This is a genomic window from Streptomyces sp. NPDC056161 (assembly GCF_042268025.1).
Classification (GTDB): Bacteria; Actinomycetota; Actinomycetes; order Streptomycetales; family Streptomycetaceae; genus Streptomyces.
The window spans coordinates 13,118-34,667 of record NZ_JBHJUV010000007.1 but is presented as its reverse complement, the minus strand read 5'-3'; the positions used below and the strand labels follow the sequence as shown (position 1 = coordinate 34,667).

Sequence of the window (21,550 nt, the reverse complement as noted above, 5' to 3'; positions counted from 1 at the left end):
ACCTGAACCCCGGTGCCTCCGGTGATCCTGGCTGAGGCAGCCGATGCGACCCACCCCGGCGGAGCACACCGGTAGCCTTTCCCGCCGTGAGCGCAACCCTCATCTGGATCCTCGTCGTCCTGGTCGCCGTCGCCCTGTACCTCAGCTGGACGGCCGGCCGGCTCGACCGCCTGCACTCCCGGATCGACGCGGCCCGCGCCGCCCTCGACGCCCAGCTGCTGCGCAGGGCCTCCGTCGCCCAGGAACTGGCGACCTCGGGCGTGCTGGACCCGGCCGCCTCGATGGTGCTGTACGAAGCCGCGCATGCCGCCAGACAGTCCGAGGAGGAGCAGCGTGAGGTCGCCGAGAGCGAGCTGAGCCAGGCACTGCGCGCCGTCTTCGCGGAGGTCCAGCAGGTCGAGGAGGTCCGCCGGGCACCCGGCGGAGAGGCGGCGGCCCGCGAGCTGACCGAGGCGGTACGCAGGGTGCCGATGGCCCGCCGCTTCCACAACGACGCGGTCGGCGCGGCACGCAGGCTGCGCGAGCACCGGAAGGTCCGTTGGTTCCGGCTGGCCGGCCACGCGCCCTTCCCCCTGGCCTTCGAGATGGACGACGAGCCACCCACCGCCCTCGTGGACCGGGCCGCCTGAGACCGCACTCCCCGCACTCCCCGCACTCCGCACTCCCCGCACTCCCCGCACTCCCCGCACTCCGCGCACTCCGCACGACGGAGACCGCCTCCGCACGCCCCCTGTCACCTCCGCGCCCCTGTGCCCCGATGCCCCCGCCGTCCGGCCGGGCGGCCCCTGCTCCTCGGCCTGACGGTCCCGCTGCCCGCCCTGACGGTCCACGCCCCTGGGCCCGTACCCGAAGGCCCAGGCACCCCCGCCCCACCCCGGTCCCCGCTCAAAAGGATCCACCGACTCACCATTGGCCCTTGCTGTGGAATGGCCCAATCACGTTTTCTCGGTGCAGCAGAATCCCTCTTCCACCGAGTGAGGTCACCCCGTGTCCAGCACGCTTCCGGAGAACCAGGCCCCCGAGACCGGCACCGCGCGCGTGAAGCGCGGCATGGCCGAGCAGCTCAAGGGCGGCGTGATCATGGACGTCGTCACACCGGAGCAGGCGAAGATCGCCGAGGACGCGGGCGCCGTCGCCGTCATGGCCCTGGAGCGGGTCCCGGCCGACATCCGCAAGGACGGCGGCGTGGCCCGCATGTCCGACCCGGACATGATCGAGGGCATCATCGCGGCCGTGTCGATCCCGGTCATGGCCAAGTCCCGCATCGGCCACTTCGTCGAGGCCCAGGTCCTGCAGTCCCTCGGCGTGGACTACATCGACGAGTCCGAGGTCCTCACCCCGGCCGACGAGGTCAACCACTCCGACAAGTGGGCCTTCACCACCCCGTTCGTGTGCGGCGCCACCAATCTGGGCGAGGCCCTGCGCCGCATCGCCGAGGGCGCCGCGATGATCCGCTCCAAGGGCGAGGCCGGCACCGGCAACGTCGTCGAGGCCGTACGCCACCTGCGCCAGATCAAGAACGAGATCGCCCGGCTGCGCGGCTTCGACAGCCACGAGCTGTACGCCGCGGCCAAGGAGCTGCGCGCCCCGTACGAGCTGGTCAAGGAGGTCGCCGAACTCGGCAAGCTCCCGGTCGTGCTGTTCTCCGCCGGCGGTGTCGCCACCCCCGCCGACGCCGCCCTGATGCGCCAGCTCGGTGCCGAGGGCGTCTTCGTCGGCTCCGGCATCTTCAAGTCGGGCGACCCGGCCAAGCGCGCCGCCGCCATCGTGAAGGCCACCACCTTCTACGACGACCCGAAGATCATCGCGGACGCGTCCCGCAACCTCGGCGAGGCCATGGTCGGCATCAACGTCGACGTCCTCCCCGAGACCGAGCGCTACGCCAACCGCGGCTGGTAACCCCATGAGCACCCCTGTGATCGGCGTCCTGGCCCTCCAGGGCGACGTACGGGAGCACCTCGTCGCCCTGGCCGCGGCCGACGCCGTGGCCAGGCCGGTGCGGCGCCCCGACGAACTCGCCGAGGTGGCCGGACTCGTCATCCCCGGCGGCGAGTCCACCACCATCTCCAAACTGGCCGTCCTCTTCGGCCTCATGGACCCGCTCCGCGCGCGCGTACGGGACGGCCTGCCCGTGTACGGGACCTGCGCGGGCATGATCATGCTGGCCGACAAGATCCTCGACCCGCGCTCCGGCCAGGAGACCGTCGGCGGGATCGACATGATCGTGCGCCGCAACGCCTTCGGCCGGCAGAACGAGTCCTTCGAGGCGGCGGTCGACGTCACCGGGATCGCGGGCGATCCTGTAGAGGGCGTCTTCATCCGCGCCCCCTGGGTCGAGTCGGTCGGAGCGGCGGCCGAGGTGCTCGCCGAGCACGACGGCCACATCGTCGCGGTCCGCCAGGGCAACGCGCTCGCCACCTCGTTCCACCCGGAACTGACCGGCGACCACCGGGTCCACGCCCTGTTCGTCGACATGGTGCGCGCGAACCGCACGGCGGAGTCCTTGTAGGATCTCTGGCGTTCGCTGCAGAGACGGGTTACGCGAAGGAGACAGGCAGATGTCCGGCCACTCTAAATGGGCCACGACGAAGCACAAGAAGGCCGTGATCGACGCCAAGCGCGGCAAGCTCTTCGCGAAGCTCATCAAGAACATCGAGGTAGCGGCGCGGATGGGCGGCGCCGACCCGGAGGGCAATCCGACGCTCTACGACGCCATCCAGAAGGCGAAGAAGCAGTCGGTCCCGAACAAGAACATCGACTCCGCCGTCAAGCGCGGCGCGGGCCTGGAGGCCGGCGGCGCCGACTACGAGACGATCATGTACGAGGGCTACGGCCCCAACGGTGTCGCGGTGCTCATCGAGTGCCTCACCGACAACCGCAACCGCGCCGCCTCCGACGTCCGTGTCGCCATGACCCGCAACGGCGGCTCCATGGCCGACCCGGGCTCGGTGTCGTACCTCTTCAACCGCAAGGGCGTCGTGCTCGTCCCCAAGGGCGAGCTGACCGAGGACGACGTCCTCGGTGCCGTCCTGGACGCGGGTGCCGAGGAGGTCAACGACCTCGGTGAGTCCTTCGAGGTGCTCAGCGAGGCCACCGACCTGGTCGGGGTCCGCAGCGCCCTCCAGGACGCCGGGATCGACTACGACTCCGCCGAGGCCAACTTCGTCCCGACCATGCAGGTCGAGCTGGACGAGGAGGGCGCCAAGAAGATCTTCAAGCTGATCGACGCGCTGGAGGACAGCGACGACGTGCAGAACGTCTTCGCCAACTTCGACGTCAGCGACGAGGTCATGGAGAAGGTCGACGCGTAACGCCGCGACCATCCGCGGGGCTGCACGGGCGTACGGGCCGACGGGACACACCCGTCGGCCCGTCCCTTTGCCCGGCGTTGTCGGTGGCACCCGATAGCCTGCACGAACTGGGGGAACCGCCCGGCCCAGCCGGGGGAGAGCGAAGGGATGGGGCGCGTGCGTGTGCTGGGGGTGGACCCGGGGCTGACCCGCTGCGGCGTCGGGGTGGTCGAGGGCGTCGCCGGGCGCCCGCTCACGATGCTCGGCGTGGGTGTCGTCCGTACCCCCGCGGACGCCGAGCCGGCCCACCGGCTGGTCGCCGTGGAACAGGGCATCGAGACCTGGCTCGACGAACACCGCCCCGAGTACGTGGCCGTGGAGCGCGTCTTCAGCCAGCACAACGTGCGCACGGTGATGGGCACCGCCCAGGCCAGCGCCGTCGCCATGCTCTGTGCGGCCCGCCGGGGCATCCCGGTCGCCCTGCACACACCCAGCGAGGTCAAGGCGGCCGTCACCGGCACAGGCCGCGCCGACAAGGCCCAGGTCGGTGCCATGGTCACCCGGCTGTTGCGGCTGGACGCGCCGCCGAAACCCGCGGACGCCGCCGACGCCCTGGCCCTGGCCATCTGCCACATCTGGCGCGCCCCCGCGCAGAACCGCCTCCAGCAGGCCGTGGCCCTGCACGCAGCCAGAAAACCGCCCGTAGCACCGAGAGGCCGTACGCCATGATCGCCTTCGTGAGCGGCACGGTCGCCGCACTCGCTCCCGACACCGCGGTGGTCGAGGTGGGCGGTGTCGGCATGGCCGTCCAGTGCACGCCGAACACGCTCTCCACGCTCCGTGTGGGCCGGCCCGCGAAGCTCGCCACCTCCCTGGTGGTCCGCGAGGACTCACTGACCCTGTACGGCTTCGTGGACGACGACGAACGCCAGGTCTTCGAGCTGCTGCAGACCGCGAGCGGCGTCGGCCCGCGCCTCGCCCAGGCCATGCTGGCCGTGCACGCCCCCGACGCGCTGCGCCGCGCGGTCTCCACGGGGGACGAGAAGGCGCTCGTCGCCGTCCCCGGCATCGGCAAGAAGGGCGCCCAGAAACTGCTGCTGGAGCTGAAGGACCGGCTCGGCGAGCCGATCGGCGCCCCCGCCGTCGGCGCGCCGGTCACCCAGGGCTGGCGCGACCAACTGCACGCCGCCCTGATCGGCCTCGGGTACGCGACCCGCGAGGCCGACGAGGCGGTCGCCGCGGTGACCCCGCAGGCCGAGGCGGCCGGCGGCGCCCCGCAGGTCGGACAGCTGCTGAAGGCCGCCCTCCAGACCCTCAACCGTGCCCGCTGACCACCTGGGCCACCCAGCTAGGAGACCTCAGTGAACTGGGACGACACGACCGGCGGCGCCGCACCCGAGCGGCCCGTCGCCCCCTCCGTGGACCGGCTGGTGGGCTCCGCCGCCGACGGTGAGGACCAGGCCGTCGAGGCCGCCCTGCGCCCCAAGGACCTCGGCGAGTTCATCGGCCAGGAGAAGGTCCGCGAACAACTCGACCTGGTCCTGCGGGCCGCACGCGCGCGAGGCGCCACCGCCGACCACGTGCTGCTCTCCGGCGCCCCCGGCCTGGGCAAGACCACCCTTTCGATGATCATCGCGGCCGAGATGGGCGCCCCGATCCGCATCACCAGCGGTCCCGCCATCCAGCACGCGGGCGACCTCGCGGCGATCCTCTCCTCGCTCCAGGAGGGCGAGGTCCTCTTCCTCGACGAGATCCACCGGATGTCCCGGCCCGCCGAGGAGATGCTCTACATGGCCATGGAGGACTTCCGGGTCGACGTCATCGTCGGCAAGGGCCCCGGTGCCACCGCCATCCCGCTCGAACTGCCCCCGTTCACCCTGGTCGGCGCCACCACCCGGGCGGGCCTGCTGCCGCCCCCGCTGCGCGACCGCTTCGGCTTCACCGCCCACATGGAGTTCTACGAGCCCGCCGAACTGGAGCGCGTCGTGCACCGTTCGGCCCATCTGCTCGACGTCGGGATCGAGCCCGAGGGCGCCGCCGAGATCGCCGGCCGCTCCCGCGGCACCCCCCGGATCGCCAACCGCCTGCTGCGCCGCGTTCGGGACTATGCGCAGGTCAAGGCGGACGGGCTCATCACGCGCGAGATCGCCGGTGCGGCCCTCGCCGTGTACGAGGTGGACGAGCGCGGCCTCGACCGGCTCGACCGCGCCGTCCTCCAGGCACTGCTCAAGCTGTTCGGCGGCGGTCCGGTCGGTCTGTCGACCCTCGCTGTCGCGGTGGGGGAGGAGCGCGAGACGGTCGAGGAGGTCGCCGAGCCCTTCCTCGTCCGGGAGGGCCTGCTGGCCCGTACACCGCGCGGACGGATCGCGACGCCCGCGGCCTGGGCGCACCTCGGCCTCACCCCGCCCCACGCGGCGGCTGCGGGAAACGGACAACAGGACTTGTTCGGGACGTGACCGCGGGCACGGTGGCCGGGACAGGAACCCAGGTGCCATGCTGAGCGTTGTTCCATGCGCGCGGACTCGCTTAGACTCCGCCGATGCCGCCCAACAAGCGGCACCGTCCACACCCCCAGCCACCAGGCCGCAGCCCGTCGCGGTCGTGCGAAGGAAATCCCGACCCGTGAATACCTTGACCCTTCTCCCGTTCATCGTGCTCATCGCGGCCATGTTCCTGATGACACGCTCGGCCAAGAAGAAGCAGCAGCAGGCCAGTGACATGCGGAACCAGATGCAGCCCGGTTCCGGTGTCCGCACGATCGGGGGCATCTACGCGACGGTCAAGGAGGTCAACGAGGAGACCGTCCTCCTTGACGCGGGCCCGGGCGTCGACCTCCTCTTCGCGAAGAACGCCATCGGTGCCGTCCTGACCGACGACGAGTACAACCGCATCGTGCACGGCATCGAGCACGACCTGAAGTCGGACCTCGACATCGTCCCGGACGATGCCTCCTCCCTCACCGAGACCGACGAGCCCGCCGATGCCGCCCCGGCCGCCGACAAGGCCATCGACCTCGGCAAGAAGGACGCCGCCGAGGAGCCCGCCGACGCCGCCCCCGCCGCCGACAAGACCGTCGGCTCCGGCAAGGAGGCCGCTGCTGAGGAGCCCGCCGACAGTGCGGCGGCGGACGACGCCCCGAAGGCGGACGACGAGTCGAAGAAGACAGACGGCGGCTCCGACGCGAAGTAGTAACGTCCAGGGGTGCGCGGTTCCGGCTCGGGCACCCCTCGGCGTGTGCTTCTCGCAGGGGTCCCGAACCACGTCATGGCCGCAGCCGCGCTGACCCGGCGCGGGACGGCCCGAGAGGGAGTACAAGAAGGTGGCAGCACCTAAGAAGGGCCGGAGCGCGAGCGCCCAGAGCAAGCCGGGGCGCTCGCTGGTCCTCATCCTGATCGCCATCGTGGCGCTCACCGGTGGAATGTTCGCCTCCGGGCACACCACCCCGCGTCTCGGCATCGACCTCGCCGGTGGTACGAGCATCACGCTCCAGGCGAAGGCCGACCAGGGGTCCGCGATCAACAAGGCCAACATGGACACCGCGGTCGAGATCATGAACCGCCGTGTCAACGGCCTGGGTGTCTCCGAGGCGGAGGTGCAGACCCAGGGGACGAGCAACATCATCGTCAACATCCCCAAGGGCACCAACTCCGAAGAGGCCCGCCAGCAGGTCGGCACCACCGCAAAGCTGTACTTCCGCCCGGTCCTGCAGAGCGAGCCCAGCTCCGCCACGCCGAGCGCGTCGCCGAGCACGTCGCCCAGCGGCAGCACCTCGCCGTCGCCGTCGAGCAGCGCGTCGACCGGCGAGAAGGCATCCTCCTCCTCGTCGCCCACGGCCTCCGCGACCTCCCAGGGCCGGGCCGTGACCGACGCCCTGAAGGCCGACGCCACACCGTCCTCGTCGGCGGGCGCCTCGGACTCCCCGAGCCCGAGCGCCACGGACTCCGCCGGTTCCGCCGCGAACAGCGGTACCGACGCCGCCTCCAGCAAGGAGGAGGCCGAGTACGCCAAGCTGGACTGCTCCAAGGCAGCGGACCGGGCCACCGCCGGCAAGACGGCGAAGCCCGGCGACACGACCGTGGCCTGCGGCGAGATCAACAAGGTCTGGTACAAGTACCTGCTCGGCCCGGCCGCCGTCGACGGCACCGAGGTCAAGAAGGCGCAGGCGGTCTTCGACACGCAGACCGCGGCCGGCTGGCAGGTCCAGATGGACTTCACCTCCAGCGGCTCCAAGAAGTTCGCCGACGTCACCGGCAAGCTCGCCCAGAACCAGACCCCGCAGAACGAGTTCGGCATCGTCCTCGACGGCGAGGTCGTCTCCAGCCCGTACGTCAGCCAGTCCATCACCGGCGGCCAGGCGCAGATCTCGGGCAGCTTCACCCAGGAGGAGGCCCAGAGCCTCGCCAACATGCTGTCGTACGGCGCGCTCCCGCTGTCCTTCAAGGTGGCGAGCATGACCACCGTGACCGCCGCCCTCGGTGGCGAGCAGCTGCACGCCGGTCTGCTGGCCGGCGCCATCGGTCTCGCCCTGGTCGTGATCTACCTGGTCGTCTACTACCGGGGCCTGTCGCTGGTCGCGATGGCCTCGCTGCTGGTCTCCGCGATCCTGACCTACGTGATCATGTCGCTGCTCGGCCCGGCCATCGGTTTCGCGCTGAACCTGCCGGCCGTCTGTGGTGCGATCGTCGCGATCGGTATCACAGCGGACTCGTTCATCGTGTTCTTCGAACGCATCCGGGACGAGATCCGTGAGGGCCGCACGCTGCGCCCGGCCGTCGAGCGGGCCTGGCCGCGTGCCCGACGCACCATCCTGGTCTCCGACTTCGTGTCGTTCCTCGCCGCCGCCGTGCTGTTCATCGTGACCGTCGGCAAGGTCCAGGGCTTCGCGTTCACGCTCGGCCTGACCACCGTGCTCGACGTGGTCGTCGTCTACTTCTTCACCAAGCCGCTGATGACGATCCTCGCCCGCAGGAAGTTCTTCGCACAGGGCCACAAGTGGTCCGGACTCGACCCGAAGAGTCTGGGCGCCCAACCGCCGCTGCGCCGCACCCGCCGTCCCGCCGGACCTGCCGCCGGCCCTGTCGACCCGAAGGAAGCGTGAGCGATGTCGAAACTCGGCAACCTCGGCGCCCGACTCCACCGCGGCGAGATCAGCTACGACTTCGTCGGCAAGCGCAAGATCTGGTACGGCGTCTCCATCCTGATCACCATCACGGCCATCGTCGGTCTGGCGGTGCGCGGCCTGAACATGGGCATCGACTTCCAGGGCGGTGCCGTCTTCACCACCCCGAAGACCAGCGTCTCGGTGTCCCAGGCGGAGGACTACGCGAAGGCGGCCACCGGGCACGACGCGGTCGTCCAGAAGCTCGGCGCGGGTGGCCTGCGCATCCAGATCGCGGGCATGGACACCGAGAAGTCCGACGCCACCAAGGCCGAGCTGGCCAAGGACATGAAGATGGACCCCGAGTCCATCGCCGCCGACCTGGTCGGCCCCAGCTGGGGTGACCAGATCGCCAACAAGGCCTGGGAGGGTCTGGCGATCTTCATGGTCCTGGTGGTGATCTACCTGGCGATCGCCTTCGAGTGGCGGATGGCGGTCGCGGCCCTGGTCGCGCTGATCCACGACATCACCATCACCACCGGCATCTACGCCCTGGTCGGCTTCGAGGTCACACCCGGTACGATCATCGGTCTGCTGACGATCCTCGGTTACTCGCTCTATGACACGGTCGTCGTCTTCGACAGCCTCAAGGAGCAGACGAAGGACATCACCAAACAGACCCGCTTCACCTACAGCGACATCGCCAACCAGTCGATCAACGGCACCCTGGTCCGTTCGATCAACACCACGGTCGTCGCGCTGCTGCCGGTCGCGGGCCTGCTGTTCATCGGCGGCGGTGTCCTCGGCGCGGGCACGCTCAACGACATCTCGCTGTCGCTGTTCGTCGGTCTCGCCGCCGGTGCCTACTCGTCGATCTTCATCGCCACGCCGCTCGTCGCCGACCTCAAGGAGGCCGAGCCGCAGATGAAGGCCCTGAAGAAGCGCGTCCTCGCCAAGCGGTCCCAGGCCGCAGCCGAGGAGGAGATGGCCGAGGCCCGGCTCGGCGGCTCCGAGGAACCGAAGGACGCCGCCCCGGCCGCCGTCGGTCCGCGCAACCAGCCCGCCTCCCGCGCCCGGGGCCGTAACCGACCGTCCGGGAAGCGCCGATGACGGATATCAAGGAGCTGCTGCTCAGCCGCATCCGGGACATCGCGGACTACCCGGAGCCGGGCGTGATGTTCAAGGACATCACCCCGCTTCTGGCGGACCCGGCCGCGTTCACCGCGCTCACCGACGCCCTCGCCGAGATCGCCGGGCGCACCGGCGCCACCAAGGTCGTCGGCCTGGAGGCCCGGGGCTTCATCCTGGGCGCCCCGGTCGCCCTCCGGGCCGGCCTCGGCTTCATCCCGGTCCGCAAGGCGGGCAAGCTCCCCGGAGCGACCCTCAGCCAGGTGTACGAGCTGGAGTACGGCTCCGCCGAGATCGAGGTGCATGCCGAGGACCTCGGCAAGGACGACCGGATCCTGATCGTCGACGACGTGCTCGCCACCGGCGGCACCGCGGAGGCGTCGGTCCGTCTCGTCCACCGCGCGGGCGCGGAGGTCGCGGGCGTCGCGGTCCTGATGGAGCTGGGGTTCCTGCGGGGTCGCGCCCGGCTCGAACCCGCGCTGATGGGTGCCCCGCTGGAAGCGCTGATCGTGGTCTGATCCGGTTCCTACGGCACGTCACGGTGGCTTGCCGCATCGAAGGGGCGGGCCCCGGAGGAATCCGGGGCCCGCCCCTCACGTTTCTCGGATGCAAGGCTCTCACACCGTCCTGGAGGCGATGCCGGAGCCCAGGATCGCTACGATGGATCCTCCGGAGCCTGACCGGGGCACCCGGATCGCGCACGAGGAGCCCTCTTGCCAGACGAGGCCCAGCCACTGACCGCCGCCAAGCCCGAGCCCGCCTCGGCGCCCGCGGCCAAGCCCGCGCCGAACGTGTCGCAGACGAAGAACGACACCCGTGGGTCGGTCGAGCACGCCCAGTCCGCGCCCGCCGAGAAGTCGGCCGAGACCTCGCGCCCCAAACCGGCACCCGCCGAGCGCCCGGTGACCCGCCCCAACAGCGGCCAGCCCGCGCGCACCGGCTCCTCCAACCGCGTCCGGGCCCGGCTCGCCCGCCTCGGCGTGCAGCGCGCGAACCCGTACAACCCGGTCCTGGAGCCGCTGCTGCGGATAGTGCGCAGCAACGACCCCAAGATCGAGAACGCCACCCTGCGCCAGATCGAGCGCGCCTACCAGGTCGCCGAGCGCTGGCACCGCGGCCAGAAGCGCAAGAGCGGCGACCCGTACATCACCCACCCGCTCGCCGTCACCACCATCCTCGCCGAGCTGGGCATGGACCCGGCCACCCTGATGGCCGGGCTGCTGCACGACACCGTCGAGGACACCGAGTACGGCCTCGACGACCTGCGCCGCGACTTCGGCGACGTCGTCGCGCTGCTCGTCGACGGCGTCACCAAGCTGGACAAGGTCAAGTTCGGCGAGGCCGCGCAGGCGGAGACCGTGCGCAAGATGGTCGTCGCCATGGCCAAGGACCCGCGCGTCCTGGTCATCAAGCTCGCCGACCGCCTGCACAACATGCGCACGATGCGCTACCTCAAGCGGGAGAAGCAGGAGAAGAAGGCGCGCGAGACCCTGGAGATCTACGCGCCGCTCGCCCACCGGCTGGGCATGAACACCATCAAGTGGGAGCTGGAGGACCTCGCCTTCGCGATCCTCTACCCGAAGATGTACGACGAGATCGTCCGGCTGGTGGCCGAGAGGGCACCGAAACGTGACGAGTACCTGGCCATAGTGACCGACGAGGTCCAGGCCGACCTGCGGGCCGCGCGCATCAAGGCGACCGTCACCGGCCGGCCGAAGCACTACTACAGCGTCTACCAGAAGATGATCGTCCGCGGCCGGGACTTCGCGGAGATCTACGACCTGGTGGGCATCCGCGTCCTGGTGGACACCGTCCGCGACTGCTATGCGGCGCTGGGCACCGTGCACGCGCGCTGGAACCCGGTTCCGGGGCGCTTCAAGGACTACATCGCGATGCCCAAGTTCAACATGTACCAGTCGCTGCACACGACGGTGATCGGTCCCAACGGCAAACCCGTCGAACTCCAGATCCGCACCTTCGACATGCACCGCCGTGCCGAGTACGGCATCGCCGCGCACTGGAAGTACAAGCAGGAGGCCGTCGCCGGTGCCTCCAAGGTCCGTACCGACGTGCCCAAGCCGACCGGCAAGGCCGGCAAGGAAGCCGCCGCCATCAACGACATGGCGTGGCTGCGGCAGTTGCTGGACTGGCAGAAGGAGACCGAGGACCCCGGGGAGTTCCTGGAGTCGCTGCGCTTCGACCTGTCCCGCAACGAGGTCTTCGTCTTCACCCCCAAGGGCGATGTCATCGCGCTGCCCGCCGGTGCCACCCCGGTCGACTTCGCGTACGCGGTCCACACCGAGGTCGGCCACCGCACCATAGGAGCGCGGGTCAACGGCCGCCTCGTACCGCTCGAATCCACCCTGGACAACGGCGACCTGGTGGAGGTCTTCACCTCCAAGGCACCCGGCGCAGGACCCTCCCGGGACTGGCTCGGCTTCGTCAAGTCACCGCGCGCCCGCAACAAGATCCGGGCCTGGTTCTCCAAGGAGCGCCGCGACGAGGCGATCGAGCAGGGCAAGGACGCCATCGTCCGCGCGATGCGCAAGCAGAACCTGCCGATCCAGCGGATCCTCACCGGCGACTCGCTCGTCACGCTCGCGCACGAGATGCGCTACCCGGACATCTCCGCGCTGTACGCAGCGATCGGCGAGGCACACGTCTCCGCGCAGAACGTCGTGCAGAAACTGGTGCAGGCACTCGGCGGCGAGGAAGCGGCCACCGAGGAGATCGACGAGAGCGTGCCGCCCTCGCACGGCCGGGGCCGGGGGCGCCGCTCCAGCGCCGACCCGGGCGTGGTCGTCAAGGGCGTCGAGGACGTGTGGGTCAAGCTGGCCCGCTGCTGTACGCCGGTGCCCGGTGACCCGATCATCGGCTTCGTCACGCGCGGTAACGGCGTCTCGGTGCACCGCAGCGACTGCGTCAACGTGGAGTCCCTGTCCCGGGAGCCGGAGCGGATCCTGGAGGTCGAGTGGGCGCCCACCCAGTCCTCGGTCTTCCTCGTCGCCATCCAGGTCGAGGCGCTGGACCGCTCCCGGCTCCTGTCCGACGTCACCCGCGTCCTGTCCGACCAGCACGTCAACATCCTCTCGGCGGCCGTCCAGACCTCCCGCGACCGCGTCGCCACCTCCCGCTTCACCTTCGAGATGGGCGACCCGAAGCACCTGGGACACGTCCTGAAGGCGGTTCGGGGCGTGGAGGGCGTGTACGACGTGTACCGGGTGACCTCGGCCCGCAGCCGCTGACACGCTCCCGCAGCCGGTGAGACCCGGGAAGCCGCCCAGCGGCCCGTACGGCGCCTGGGCGGCCTGGGTGGCACAAGAACGCCAAGCAGGAGGTCCGCGACACCGAGAGGGCCCCGTACGTCGCGTACGGGGCCCTCTCGGGGGAGACGGGTGGAGTGGCCCGGCCGGCAATCAGCCGCCGAACTCCTGCAACCCCTTCAACGCCTGGTCCAGGAGTGCCTGACGGCCCTCCAGCTCCCGTTCCAGCTTCTCGGCCCTGGACGCGTTGCCCTGGGCCCGAGCCTGCTCGATCTGGCCCCGCAGCTTGTCCACGGCGGCCTGGAGCTGACCGGTCAGCCCCTCGGCACGCGCGCGTGCCTCCGGGTTGGTCCGGCGCCACTCGGACTCCTCGGCGTCCTGGATCGCCCGGTCGACCGTGTGCATCCGGCCCTCGACCCTGGGACGCGCGTCGCGCGGCACATGGCCGATGGCCTCCCAGCGCTCGTTGATCGAACGGAAGGCGGCACGGGCGGCCTTGAGGTCGCTGACCGGCAGGAGCTTCTCGGCCTCCTCGGCCAGCTCCTCCTTGAGCTTCAGGTTCTCCGTCTGCTCGGCGTCCCGCTCGGCGAACACCGAACTGCGGGCGGCGAAGAAGACGTCCTGCGCACCGCGGAAGCGGTTCCACAGGTCGTCCTCGTGCTCGCGCTGGGCGCGGCCCGCGGACTTCCACTCCGTCATCAGCTCGCGGTAGCGGGCCGCCGTCGGACCCCAGTCCGTCGAGTCGGACAGCGCCTCGGCCTCGGCGACCAGCCGCTCCTTGGCCTTGCGGGCGTCCTCGCGCTGCGCGTCCAGCTGCGCGAAGTGCGCCTTGCGGCGCTTGGAGAACGCCGACCGGGCGTGCGAGAAGCGGTGCCACAGCTCGTCGTCCGACTTGCGGTCGAGCCGCGGCAGACCCTTCCAGGTGTCCACCAGGGCCCGCAGCCGCTCGCCGGCGGCCCGCCACTGGTCGGACTGCGCCAGTTGCTCGGCCTCGACCACCAGGTCCTCCTTGGCCTTGCGGGCCTCGTCGGACTGCTTGGCCCGCTGCACCTTGCGCTCCTCGCGGCGGGCCTCGACGGTCGCCACGAGCTTGTCCAGCCGACCGCGCAGCGTTTCCAGGTCACCCACCGCGTGGTGCGCGTCCACCTGCTCGCGGAGGTGGCCGATCGCGGCCTGGGCGTCCTTCGCCGACAGGTCGGTGGTCTGCACTCGCTTTTCGAGGAGGCCGATTTCGACGACCAGGCCCTCGTACTTGCGCTCGAAGTAGGCCAGCGCCTCCTCGGGGGAGCCGGCCTGCCAGGAACCGACGACCTGCTCGCCGTCGGCCGTACGCACGTACACGGTCCCCGTCTCGTCGACGCGGCCCCACGGGTCGCTGCTCACAGCGCCTCCTCCACATGATGCCTGCGCAGGGCTCGTACACCCCCGGGCATCGTCCACAGTTTCGTCACGGCCAACATAGGCGACCGGCGGGTTGCCTGTCCGCATCCCGCGCGACCGAAATTCCACGCCCGGCCGTCATGGTCGTCAGGACTTGGTGACCGTCGCCTTGTTGATCACGACCGTCGCGTTCGGGGCACCGTCACCGGCCCCCGTGTTCTCGCCCGCGTCGGCGATCTTCTTGAGCACCTTCATGCCTGCCTCGTCGATCGTTCCGAACGGTGTGTAGCTGGGCGGCAACTGACTGTCCTGGTACACGAGGAAGAACTGGCTGCCGCCGGTGTGCGCCTGGCCGGTGTTCGCCATCGCGACCGTGCCCGCCGGATAGACGCTGTTCTTCAGGCTCTTGTCCTTCAGATTCTCGTCCGGGATGGTGTAGCCGGGACCGCCGCTGCCGGTGCCCGTCGGGTCGCCGCACTGCAAGACGTAGATCCCGTTCGTGGTGAGCCGGTGGCACTTGGTGTGGTCGAAGTAGCCCTTGCCGGCGAGGAAGTCGAACGAGTTCACGGTGTGCGGAGCCGCCGCCGTCTTCAGCGCGATGTCGATCGCCCCGCAGGTCGTGTCCAGCTTCATGGTGTAGTCGGCCGACTTGTCGATCGTCATGGCCGGCTCCTTCTTCCAGCTGAGTTTCTCCACCGACCCCTTGGCGGGCTTCTCGCACGGATCGTGGGCCTTGCTGGTGGCCGAGGCGCTGGGCGTCACCTCGGCACTCGCGTTCGACTTGTCGTCGTCGTTCTTCAGCACTCCGGTCGTGTACAGCGCGACGCTGCCGATGACGATCACGCCGAGTACCGACGCGATCACGGAGTTGCGCATGCGTGATTTGCGCCGTGCGGACGTACGCCGCTGCTGCTGCCGCAAGAACTTCTCCCGGGCGAGCTGACGCCGCCGCTGCTCCTGGCTGACCACCGGGTTCTCTCCTCATGCGTGTCGTGTGCAGACCGGTACGCGTGGGTTCTGTGAGCCGACCGCCGCGTGTAGCCCCGTACCGTATATGGGTTGGCTGAGGAATCGGCAGCGCCGGTAGGCTCTGACCACAGCTGAAGCCGCCCCGTAATCAACACAACGAAGGACGATCGTGCTCATTGCCGGGTTCCCCGCCGGGGCCTGGGGGACGAACTGTTATCTCGTCGCCCCCGCCGCCGGTGAGGAGTGCGTGATCATCGACCCGGGCCATCAGGCCGCCGCAGGAGTCGAGGAAGCGCTCGGAAAGCATCGGCTCAAGCCCGTCGCCGTCGTCCTGACGCACGGCCACATCGACCATGTCGCCTCGGTCGTCCCGGTGTGCGGCGCGCACGACGTGCCCGCCTGGATCCACCCCGAGGACCGGTACATGATGAGCGACCCGGAGAGGGCCCTTGGCCGTGCCATCGGGATGCCGCTCATGGGCGAGCTGACGGTGGGGGAGCCGGGCGACGTCAGGGAACTGACGGACGGGGCCAGGCTGGAACTGGCCGGTCTGGAGCTGACCGTGACACACGCGCCGGGCCATACCAAGGGGTCGGTGACGTTCGGTCTGCCCGAGTCGGCGGAGATCCCGCCGGTCCTGTTCTCGGGCGACCTGCTGTTCGCCGGCTCCATCGGACGCACCGACATGCCCGGTGGCTCCATGGCGGACATGCTCGAATCGCTGGCCCGTGTGGTCCTGCCGCTCGACGACTCCACCGTCGTGCTCCCGGGCCACCAGGAGCACACGACCATCGGCCGTGAACGCGCCACCAACCCCTATCTGCGGCAGGTGGCCGCCGGCCTGGGAGCGGACGAGGGCGCTCCCCGACGAGGATTGTGACGAGAGACTTCCGTGAGCACCTTCAACGCCCCCAAGGGCACGTACGACCTGATCCCCCCGGAGAGCGCCAAGTACCTGGCCGTCCGTGAGGCGATCGCCGCGCCCCTGCGCAATTCCGGTTACGGCTACGTCGAGACGCCCGGCTTCGAGAACGTGGAACTCTTCGCGCGCGGAGTCGGCGAGTCCACCGACATCGTGACGAAGGAGATGTACGCCTTCGAGACCAAGGGCGGCGACAAGCTGGCCCTGCGCCCCGAGGGCACCGCCTCCGTGCTGCGCGCGGCTTTGGAGGCCAACCTGCACAAGACGGGCAACCTTCCCGTCAAGCTCTGGTACTCCGGCTCGTACTACCGCTACGAGCGTCCGCAGAAGGGGCGTTACCGCCACTTCTCCCAGGTCGGCGCCGAGGCGATCGGCGCCGAGGACCCGGCGCTGGACGCCGAGCTGATCATCCTGGCGGACCAGGCGTACCGCTCGCTGGGGCTGCGCACCTTCCGGGTCCTGCTGAACAGCCTCGGCGACAAGGAGTGCCGGCCGGTCTACCGGGCGGCGCTCCAGGAGTTCCTGCGCGGCCTCGACCTGGACGAGGACACCCGCCGCCGTATCGAGATCAACCCGCTGCGGGTGCTCGACGACAAGCGCGAGTCCGTGCAGAAGCAGTTGACTGGCGTGCCGCTGCTGCGTGACTACCTGTGCGACGCCTGCAAGGCGTACCACGAGGAGGTCCGTGAGCTGATCACCGCGGCGGGCGTGGCCTTCGAGGACGACCCGAAGCTGGTGCGCGGCCTGGACTACTACACGCGGACGACCTTCGAGTTCGTGCACGACGGCCTCGGCTCGCAGTCCGCGGTCGGCGGCGGCGGACGCTACGACGGCCTGTCGGAGATGATCGGCGGCCCGGCGCTCCCGTCGGTCGGCTGGGCCCTCGGCGTCGACCGTACGGTGCTGGCGCTGGAGGCGGAGGGCGTCGACCTCGACCTGCCGTCGCCGGTCAGTGTGTTCGCGGTCCCGCTCGGGGCGGACGCCAGGCGTGTGCTGTTCGCCAAGGTCACCGAGTTGCGCAAGGTGGGCATCGCGGCGGACTTCTCCTACGGGGACCGGGGCCTGAAGGGCGCCATGAAGAACGCCAACCGCAGCGGCGCCCGCTACACGATCGTGGCCGGCGAGCGGGACCTCGCCGACGGCGTCGTCCAGCTCAAGGACATGGACTCCGGCGAGCAGACCTCGATCGGCGTGAACGAGATCGTGGCCGAACTGGAGTCGCGCCTCGGCTAGCGGTGGGGCGCCGCCGCGGCTGCGGCGGCGCCCGCAGGTACGGGGAACCGCCCGGCCGGCCCACCGCGACGCGGGCCGCCGAAGAACGGCCGGCCCCTGACCCCCTCCCGGCGTTGCCCCTGACACGGGTCGGGCGTTGCCCCTGACACCGTCCCTGCGGGCCGCCGCCGCATCGTCAACCCGGCGGCGTCGGTTCGTCCGGCCAGGCGATTCCCGGACCGTACGCGCGGCCCGTCCGTCCACCCGTCCGTCCCTCCCCGTCCGTCCACCGGGAATTCGCCCGACTGTGCTGTCATGGCAGTGCGGGTCGGCCAGGATCGAACGCTCCGGGACGATCGTGCGTACCTCCTCGGGTCGGCCACTTACGGTCACCGGAGGATGTCCGGATCCCCGGTGCGGCACAATGGCCCCTGCCCGAAGAAGGTCCCACTCTCAAGCAGACGGAATCGGCGGGATGAGCAAGACGACAGTCAAGGACGCCTCCACGGAGCCCGAGCCCGACTCCGGGCGTGCCCCCGGCACGCGCACGGAGGGCGGCAGCCGCGCCTTCGCCCTGCTGCTGGTGATCACCGGCGCGGCCGGCCTGCTCGCCGCCTGGGTCATCACGATCGACAAGTTCAAACTGCTGGAGGCGAAGGTCGAGGGGAAGACCTTCACCCCCGGATGCAGCCTCAACCCGGTCGTCTCCTGCGGCAGCGTCATGGAGAGCAAGCAGGCCGCCGCCTTCGGCTTCCCGAACCCCATGCTCGGCCTGGTCTGCTACGGCATCGTCATCTGCGTCGGCATGAGCCTGCTTTCCCGGGCCCGGTTCCCCCGCTGGTACTGGCTGACCTTCAACTTCGGCACCCTCTTCGGCGTCGGCTTCTGCACCTGGCTGCAGTTCCAGTCCCTGTACCGGATCAACGCGCTGTGCCTGTGGTGCTGCCTGGCCTGGGTCGCCACGATCACCATGTTCTGGTACGTGACGTCGTTCAACGTCCGCAAGGGCTTCCTGCCCGCCCCGGGCTGGTTGAAGGGGTTCTTCAGGGAGTTCACCTGGGTGGTGCCGGTGCTGCACGTCGGCATCATCGGCATGCTGATCCTGACCCGCTGGTGGGACTTCTGGACCGCCTGAGCCCGGTACGAGTCCCGTCGCCGGCCGGCCCGGCAGAGGGCCCGGTCGCGTTGTCAGTACCGTGATTTAGGGTTTCACCGTGGAACCCGACCTGTTCACCGCCGCGGCGGAAGAACGCCAGGAGAAGGACCCGGCAGGCAGCCCCCTGGCGGTGCGGATGCGCCCGCGCACCCTGGACGAGGTGGTGGGCCAGCAGCACCTGCTGAAGCCCGGCTCGCCGCTGCGCCGGCTGGTCGGCGAGGGCGCGGGCGGCCCGGCCGGACCCTCCTCGGTGATCCTCTGGGGCCCGCCCGGCACCGGCAAGACGACCTTGGCGTACGTCGTCTCCAAGGCCACCGACAAGCGCTTCGTGGAACTGTCCGCGATCACCGCGGGCGTCAAGGAGGTCCGGGCGGTCATCGACGGCGCCCGGCGTGCCACCGGGGGCTTCGGCAAGGAGACCGTCCTCTTCCTCGACGAGATCCACCGCTTCAGCAAGGCCCAGCAGGACTCCCTGCTCCCGGCCGTCGAGAACCGCTGGGTGACCCTGATCGCGGCCACCACCGAGAACCCGTACTTCTCCGTGATCTCCCCCTTGCTGTCCCGCTCCCTCCTGCTCACCCTCGAACCCCTCACCGACGACGACCTGCGTGGCCTGCTCCGTCGCGCCCTGGCCGACGAGCGGGGCCTCGCCGCCGCCGTCACCCTTCCCGAGGAGACCGAGGGGCACCTGCTGCGGATCGCGGGCGGCGACGCCCGCCGTGCGCTGACGGCCCTGGAGGCGGCGGCCGGTGCGGCGCTCGACAAGGGCGAGTCGGAGATCGCCCTCGCCACCCTGGAGGAGACGGTCGACCGGGCCGCGGTGAAGTACGACCGCGACGGCGACCAGCACTACGACGTGGCCAGCGCCCTCATCAAGTCCATCCGCGGCTCCGACGTGGACGCGGCGCTGCACTACCTGGCGCGGATGATCGAGGCCGGCGAGGACCCCCGCTTCATCGCCCGCCGGCTGATGATCTCCGCCAGCGAGGACATCGGCCTCGCCGATCCGAACGCCCTGCCGCTCGCGGTGGCCGCCGCCCAGGCCGTCGCCATGATCGGTTTCCCGGAGGCGGCCCTCACCCTCAGCCACGCCACCATCGCCCTGGCCCTCGCCCCCAAGTCCAATGCCGCGACCACGGCGATCGGCGCCGCCCTGGACGACGTCCGCAAGGGCCTGGCGGGCCCGGTCCCGCGGCACCTGCGCGACGGGCACTACAAGGGCGCTGCCAAGCTCGGCCACGCACAGGGCTATGTGTACCCGCACGACCTGCCCGAGGGCATCGCCACCCAGCAGTACGCGCCGGACGCCCTCCAGGACCGCGAGTACTACACCCCGACCCGGCACGGCGCCGAGGCCCGGTACGCGGACGCGGTCGACTGGACCAGGAAACACCTGGGTCGCAAGCGGTCGTGAGCGCCCTGTAGACTCCCGCCAAGTGCTGCGTCCCGTGTCCGTGCCTCCGCAAGGGGAACCGGCACCACCAGAACGGGACAACCAGCCGGAACCCCAGGTCCGCGAGGGCCGGGGGATCCAGGAGCGTCGCGCACCGTCGAACGGTGTCGCGGGCAGCCCACCACCACCCGGGGCTCCGGGACCGGTCGGTGGGCCACTCGCGTGCTGCACGTATGTGCCCAGACCAGGGGAGCGGCTGCCCACCCGGTCCGTCCTGCGGACCCGGCGGGATTCCCCGGCTGCGGATGCGACCTCCCTTAACCCTGGTGAAGCCGTATTCGCACAGAGAACATGAGGTGTTCGGTTCCATGGCGAACCAGTCCCGCCCCAAGGTCAAGAAGTCGCGTGCCCTCGGTATCGCGCTGACCCCGAAGGCCGTCAAGTACTTCGAGGCCCGTCCCTACCCGCCGGGTGAGCACGGACGTGGCCGCAAGCAGAACTCGGACTACAAGGTCCGTCTGCTGGAGAAGCAGCGGCTGCGCGCTCAGTACGACATCTCCGAGCGTCAGCTGGTGCGCGCCTACGAGCGTGCGTCCAAGGTCCAGGGCAAGACCGGTGAGGCCCTGATCGTCGAGCTGGAGCGCCGTCTCGACGCGCTGGTCCTGCGTTCGGGCATCGCCCGCACGATCTACCAGGCCCGTCAGATGGTCGTCCACGGCCACATCCAGGTCAACGGTCAGAAGGTCGACAAGCCGTCCTACCGGGTGCGTCCCGACGACGTCATCCAGGTCCGCGACCGCAGCAAGGACAAGACGCTCTTCCAGATCGCCCGTGAGGGCGGTTTCGCCCCCGACGGCGAGACCCCGCGCTACCTCCAGGTGAACCTCAGGGCCCTGGCGTTCCGTCTGGACCGTGAGCCGAACCGCAAGGAAGTCCCGGTGATCTGCGACGAGCAGCTCGTCGTCGAGTACTACGCCCGCTGATCACCCTCGGCGGCGGTACCACCGGCCTCGCGCCCGCGCCCGCCGCTTCCCACCGCACCGGTGGGAAGCGGCGGGCGTCGTCGTCCGCGCCGACCCGGCCCCGCGATGCGTGAGCGCACGGCCGCGCTGCGTAGAATCGACGCGGCGCCGGACGCCGAAATCCGGTACGGCTGGCCACCACGGGCGCGATAGGGTCGGATGGCGACTTTCAGAGTGCCTGTCGGCAAGTGCCCGCCGAGAGCCCGTGGGCAGGGCACTCCAGTGACAACAGGAAGCGGTGCAGCGTGTCCGGTGGAGAGGTTGCCGGGATCCTGGTGGCCGTCTTCTGGGCGATCCTGGTGTCCTTCCTCGCCGTCGCCCTGGCGAGGCTGGCCCAGACGCTCAAGGCGACCACCAAGCTCGTGGCGGACGTGACCGACCAGGCCGTCCCGCTGCTCGCCGACGCCTCCGCTGCCGTGCGCTCGGCGCAGACCCAGATCGACCGGGTCGATGCCATCGCCTCGGACGTCCAGGAAGTCACGTCGAACGCGTCGGCGCTGTCGACGACCGTCGCGTCCACCTTCGGCGGCCCCCTCGTCAAGGTCGCGGCCTTCGGCTACGGCGTGCGCCGGGCGATCACCGGCCGCCGCGCGGAGCCCGCCGACGGCGGCCGCGAGGACGTGCCCGGCAAGGCGCCCCGGCGTACCGTGATCGTGGGCCGCACCATCCCGTCCGCGCGACGGGGGAAGCGGAACACCCGGGAAAAGAGAGACTGAC

General features: G+C 70.3%; 20 protein-coding genes. 18 read left to right on the top strand and 2 right to left on the bottom strand.

Annotated elements, in window-relative coordinates; all coding sequences use genetic code 11:
• Nucleotides 1-86 precede the first annotated feature (86 nt).
• The 12 genes from ACFC09_RS08665 (at nt 87) to ACFC09_RS08610 (ending at nt 12,761) form a co-directional block, all read left to right on the top strand.
• Nucleotides 87-629, top strand: coding sequence for a hypothetical protein (locus ACFC09_RS08665; RefSeq protein ID WP_376525102.1), 543 nt, complete (start codon nt 87-89; stop codon nt 627-629).
• A 421-nt stretch (nt 630-1,050) separates the two neighbouring features.
• A complete protein-coding gene (gene pdxS / locus ACFC09_RS08660; RefSeq protein WP_376525365.1) occupies nt 1,051-1,899 on the top strand; it encodes a pyridoxal 5'-phosphate synthase lyase subunit PdxS in 849 nt (282 codons plus the stop codon).
• A 4-nt stretch (nt 1,900-1,903) separates the two neighbouring features.
• The gene (gene pdxT / locus ACFC09_RS08655; RefSeq protein WP_376525100.1) at nt 1,904-2,509 is read left to right on the top strand and encodes a pyridoxal 5'-phosphate synthase glutaminase subunit PdxT; all 606 of its coding nucleotides are present in this window, start codon (nt 1,904-1,906) and stop codon (nt 2,507-2,509) included.
• Nucleotides 2,510-2,558: 49 nt separating this feature from the next.
• Complete coding sequence (locus tag ACFC09_RS08650) at nt 2,559-3,311, top strand: YebC/PmpR family DNA-binding transcriptional regulator (protein ID WP_376525098.1); 753 nt, start codon at nt 2,559-2,561, stop codon at nt 3,309-3,311.
• A 156-nt stretch (nt 3,312-3,467) separates the two neighbouring features.
• A complete protein-coding gene (gene ruvC / locus ACFC09_RS08645; RefSeq protein WP_376525096.1) occupies nt 3,468-4,019 on the top strand; it encodes a crossover junction endodeoxyribonuclease RuvC in 552 nt (183 codons plus the stop codon).
• Nucleotides 4,016-4,621, top strand: coding sequence for a Holliday junction branch migration protein RuvA (ruvA, locus tag ACFC09_RS08640; protein WP_376525095.1), 606 nt, complete (start codon nt 4,016-4,018; stop codon nt 4,619-4,621). The genes ruvC and ruvA overlap by 4 nt, the downstream gene beginning before the upstream one ends.
• A gap of 30 nt (nt 4,622-4,651) precedes the next feature.
• Entirely contained in the window at nt 4,652-5,746 is a 1,095-nt protein-coding gene (ruvB, locus tag ACFC09_RS08635) for a Holliday junction branch migration DNA helicase RuvB (protein ID WP_376525093.1), read from the top strand.
• A gap of 166 nt (nt 5,747-5,912) precedes the next feature.
• On the top strand, nt 5,913-6,479 hold the full coding sequence (gene yajC, locus ACFC09_RS08630) for a preprotein translocase subunit YajC (RefSeq protein ID WP_376525091.1): 567 nt from the start codon (nt 5,913-5,915) through the stop codon (nt 6,477-6,479).
• A 130-nt stretch (nt 6,480-6,609) separates the two neighbouring features.
• Nucleotides 6,610-8,388 carry a protein translocase subunit SecD gene (gene secD / locus ACFC09_RS08625; protein ID WP_376525089.1) on the top strand — a complete coding sequence of 593 codons (1,779 nt, stop codon included), beginning with the start codon at nt 6,610-6,612 and terminating at the stop codon, nt 8,386-8,388.
• Between the two features lie 3 nt (nt 8,389-8,391).
• Nucleotides 8,392-9,498, top strand: coding sequence for a protein translocase subunit SecF (gene secF, locus ACFC09_RS08620; protein WP_376525088.1), 1,107 nt, complete (start codon nt 8,392-8,394; stop codon nt 9,496-9,498).
• The gene (locus ACFC09_RS08615) at nt 9,495-10,034 is read left to right on the top strand and encodes an adenine phosphoribosyltransferase (RefSeq protein WP_376525086.1); all 540 of its coding nucleotides are present in this window, start codon (nt 9,495-9,497) and stop codon (nt 10,032-10,034) included. The genes secF and ACFC09_RS08615 overlap by 4 nt, the downstream gene beginning before the upstream one ends.
• A 195-nt stretch (nt 10,035-10,229) precedes the next feature.
• Entirely contained in the window at nt 10,230-12,761 is a 2,532-nt protein-coding gene (locus ACFC09_RS08610) for a RelA/SpoT family protein (RefSeq protein ID WP_376525084.1), read from the top strand.
• A 171-nt stretch (nt 12,762-12,932) separates the two neighbouring features.
• On the opposite strand, the gene ACFC09_RS08605 is transcribed toward ACFC09_RS08610, so the two are convergent.
• Both ACFC09_RS08605 and ACFC09_RS08600 read right to left on the bottom strand, forming a co-directional pair.
• Nucleotides 12,933-14,162, bottom strand: coding sequence for a DUF349 domain-containing protein (locus ACFC09_RS08605; protein ID WP_376525082.1), 1,230 nt, complete (start codon nt 14,160-14,162; stop codon nt 12,933-12,935).
• A gap of 144 nt (nt 14,163-14,306) precedes the next feature.
• On the bottom strand, nt 14,307-15,128 hold the full coding sequence (locus tag ACFC09_RS08600; RefSeq protein WP_376525080.1) for a peptidylprolyl isomerase: 822 nt from the start codon (nt 15,126-15,128) through the stop codon (nt 14,307-14,309).
• 169 nt (nt 15,129-15,297) lie between these two features.
• Between ACFC09_RS08600 and ACFC09_RS08595 the strand changes: the two genes are divergently transcribed.
• From ACFC09_RS08595 to ACFC09_RS08570, 6 genes are all read left to right on the top strand, one after another.
• Nucleotides 15,298-16,008 (top strand): MBL fold metallo-hydrolase, encoded by a 711-nt coding sequence (locus tag ACFC09_RS08595; protein ID WP_376525078.1) that lies wholly within the window; start codon nt 15,298-15,300, stop codon nt 16,006-16,008.
• Between the two features lie 12 nt (nt 16,009-16,020).
• On the top strand, nt 16,021-17,283 hold the full coding sequence (gene hisS / locus ACFC09_RS08590; protein WP_376525076.1) for a histidine--tRNA ligase: 1,263 nt from the start codon (nt 16,021-16,023) through the stop codon (nt 17,281-17,283).
• Nucleotides 17,284-17,737: 454 nt separating this feature from the next.
• Nucleotides 17,738-18,397 (top strand): vitamin K epoxide reductase family protein, encoded by a 660-nt coding sequence (locus ACFC09_RS08585; RefSeq protein ID WP_376525074.1) that lies wholly within the window; start codon nt 17,738-17,740, stop codon nt 18,395-18,397.
• 79 nt (nt 18,398-18,476) lie between these two features.
• A complete protein-coding gene (locus ACFC09_RS08580; RefSeq protein ID WP_376525072.1) occupies nt 18,477-19,832 on the top strand; it encodes a replication-associated recombination protein A in 1,356 nt (451 codons plus the stop codon).
• 347 nt (nt 19,833-20,179) lie between these two features.
• The gene (rpsD, locus tag ACFC09_RS08575) at nt 20,180-20,794 is read left to right on the top strand and encodes a 30S ribosomal protein S4 (RefSeq protein WP_181803162.1); all 615 of its coding nucleotides are present in this window, start codon (nt 20,180-20,182) and stop codon (nt 20,792-20,794) included.
• 284 nt (nt 20,795-21,078) lie between these two features.
• Complete coding sequence (locus ACFC09_RS08570; RefSeq protein ID WP_376525070.1) at nt 21,079-21,549, top strand: DUF948 domain-containing protein; 471 nt, start codon at nt 21,079-21,081, stop codon at nt 21,547-21,549.
• Nucleotide 21,550: the final 1 nt, after the last annotated feature.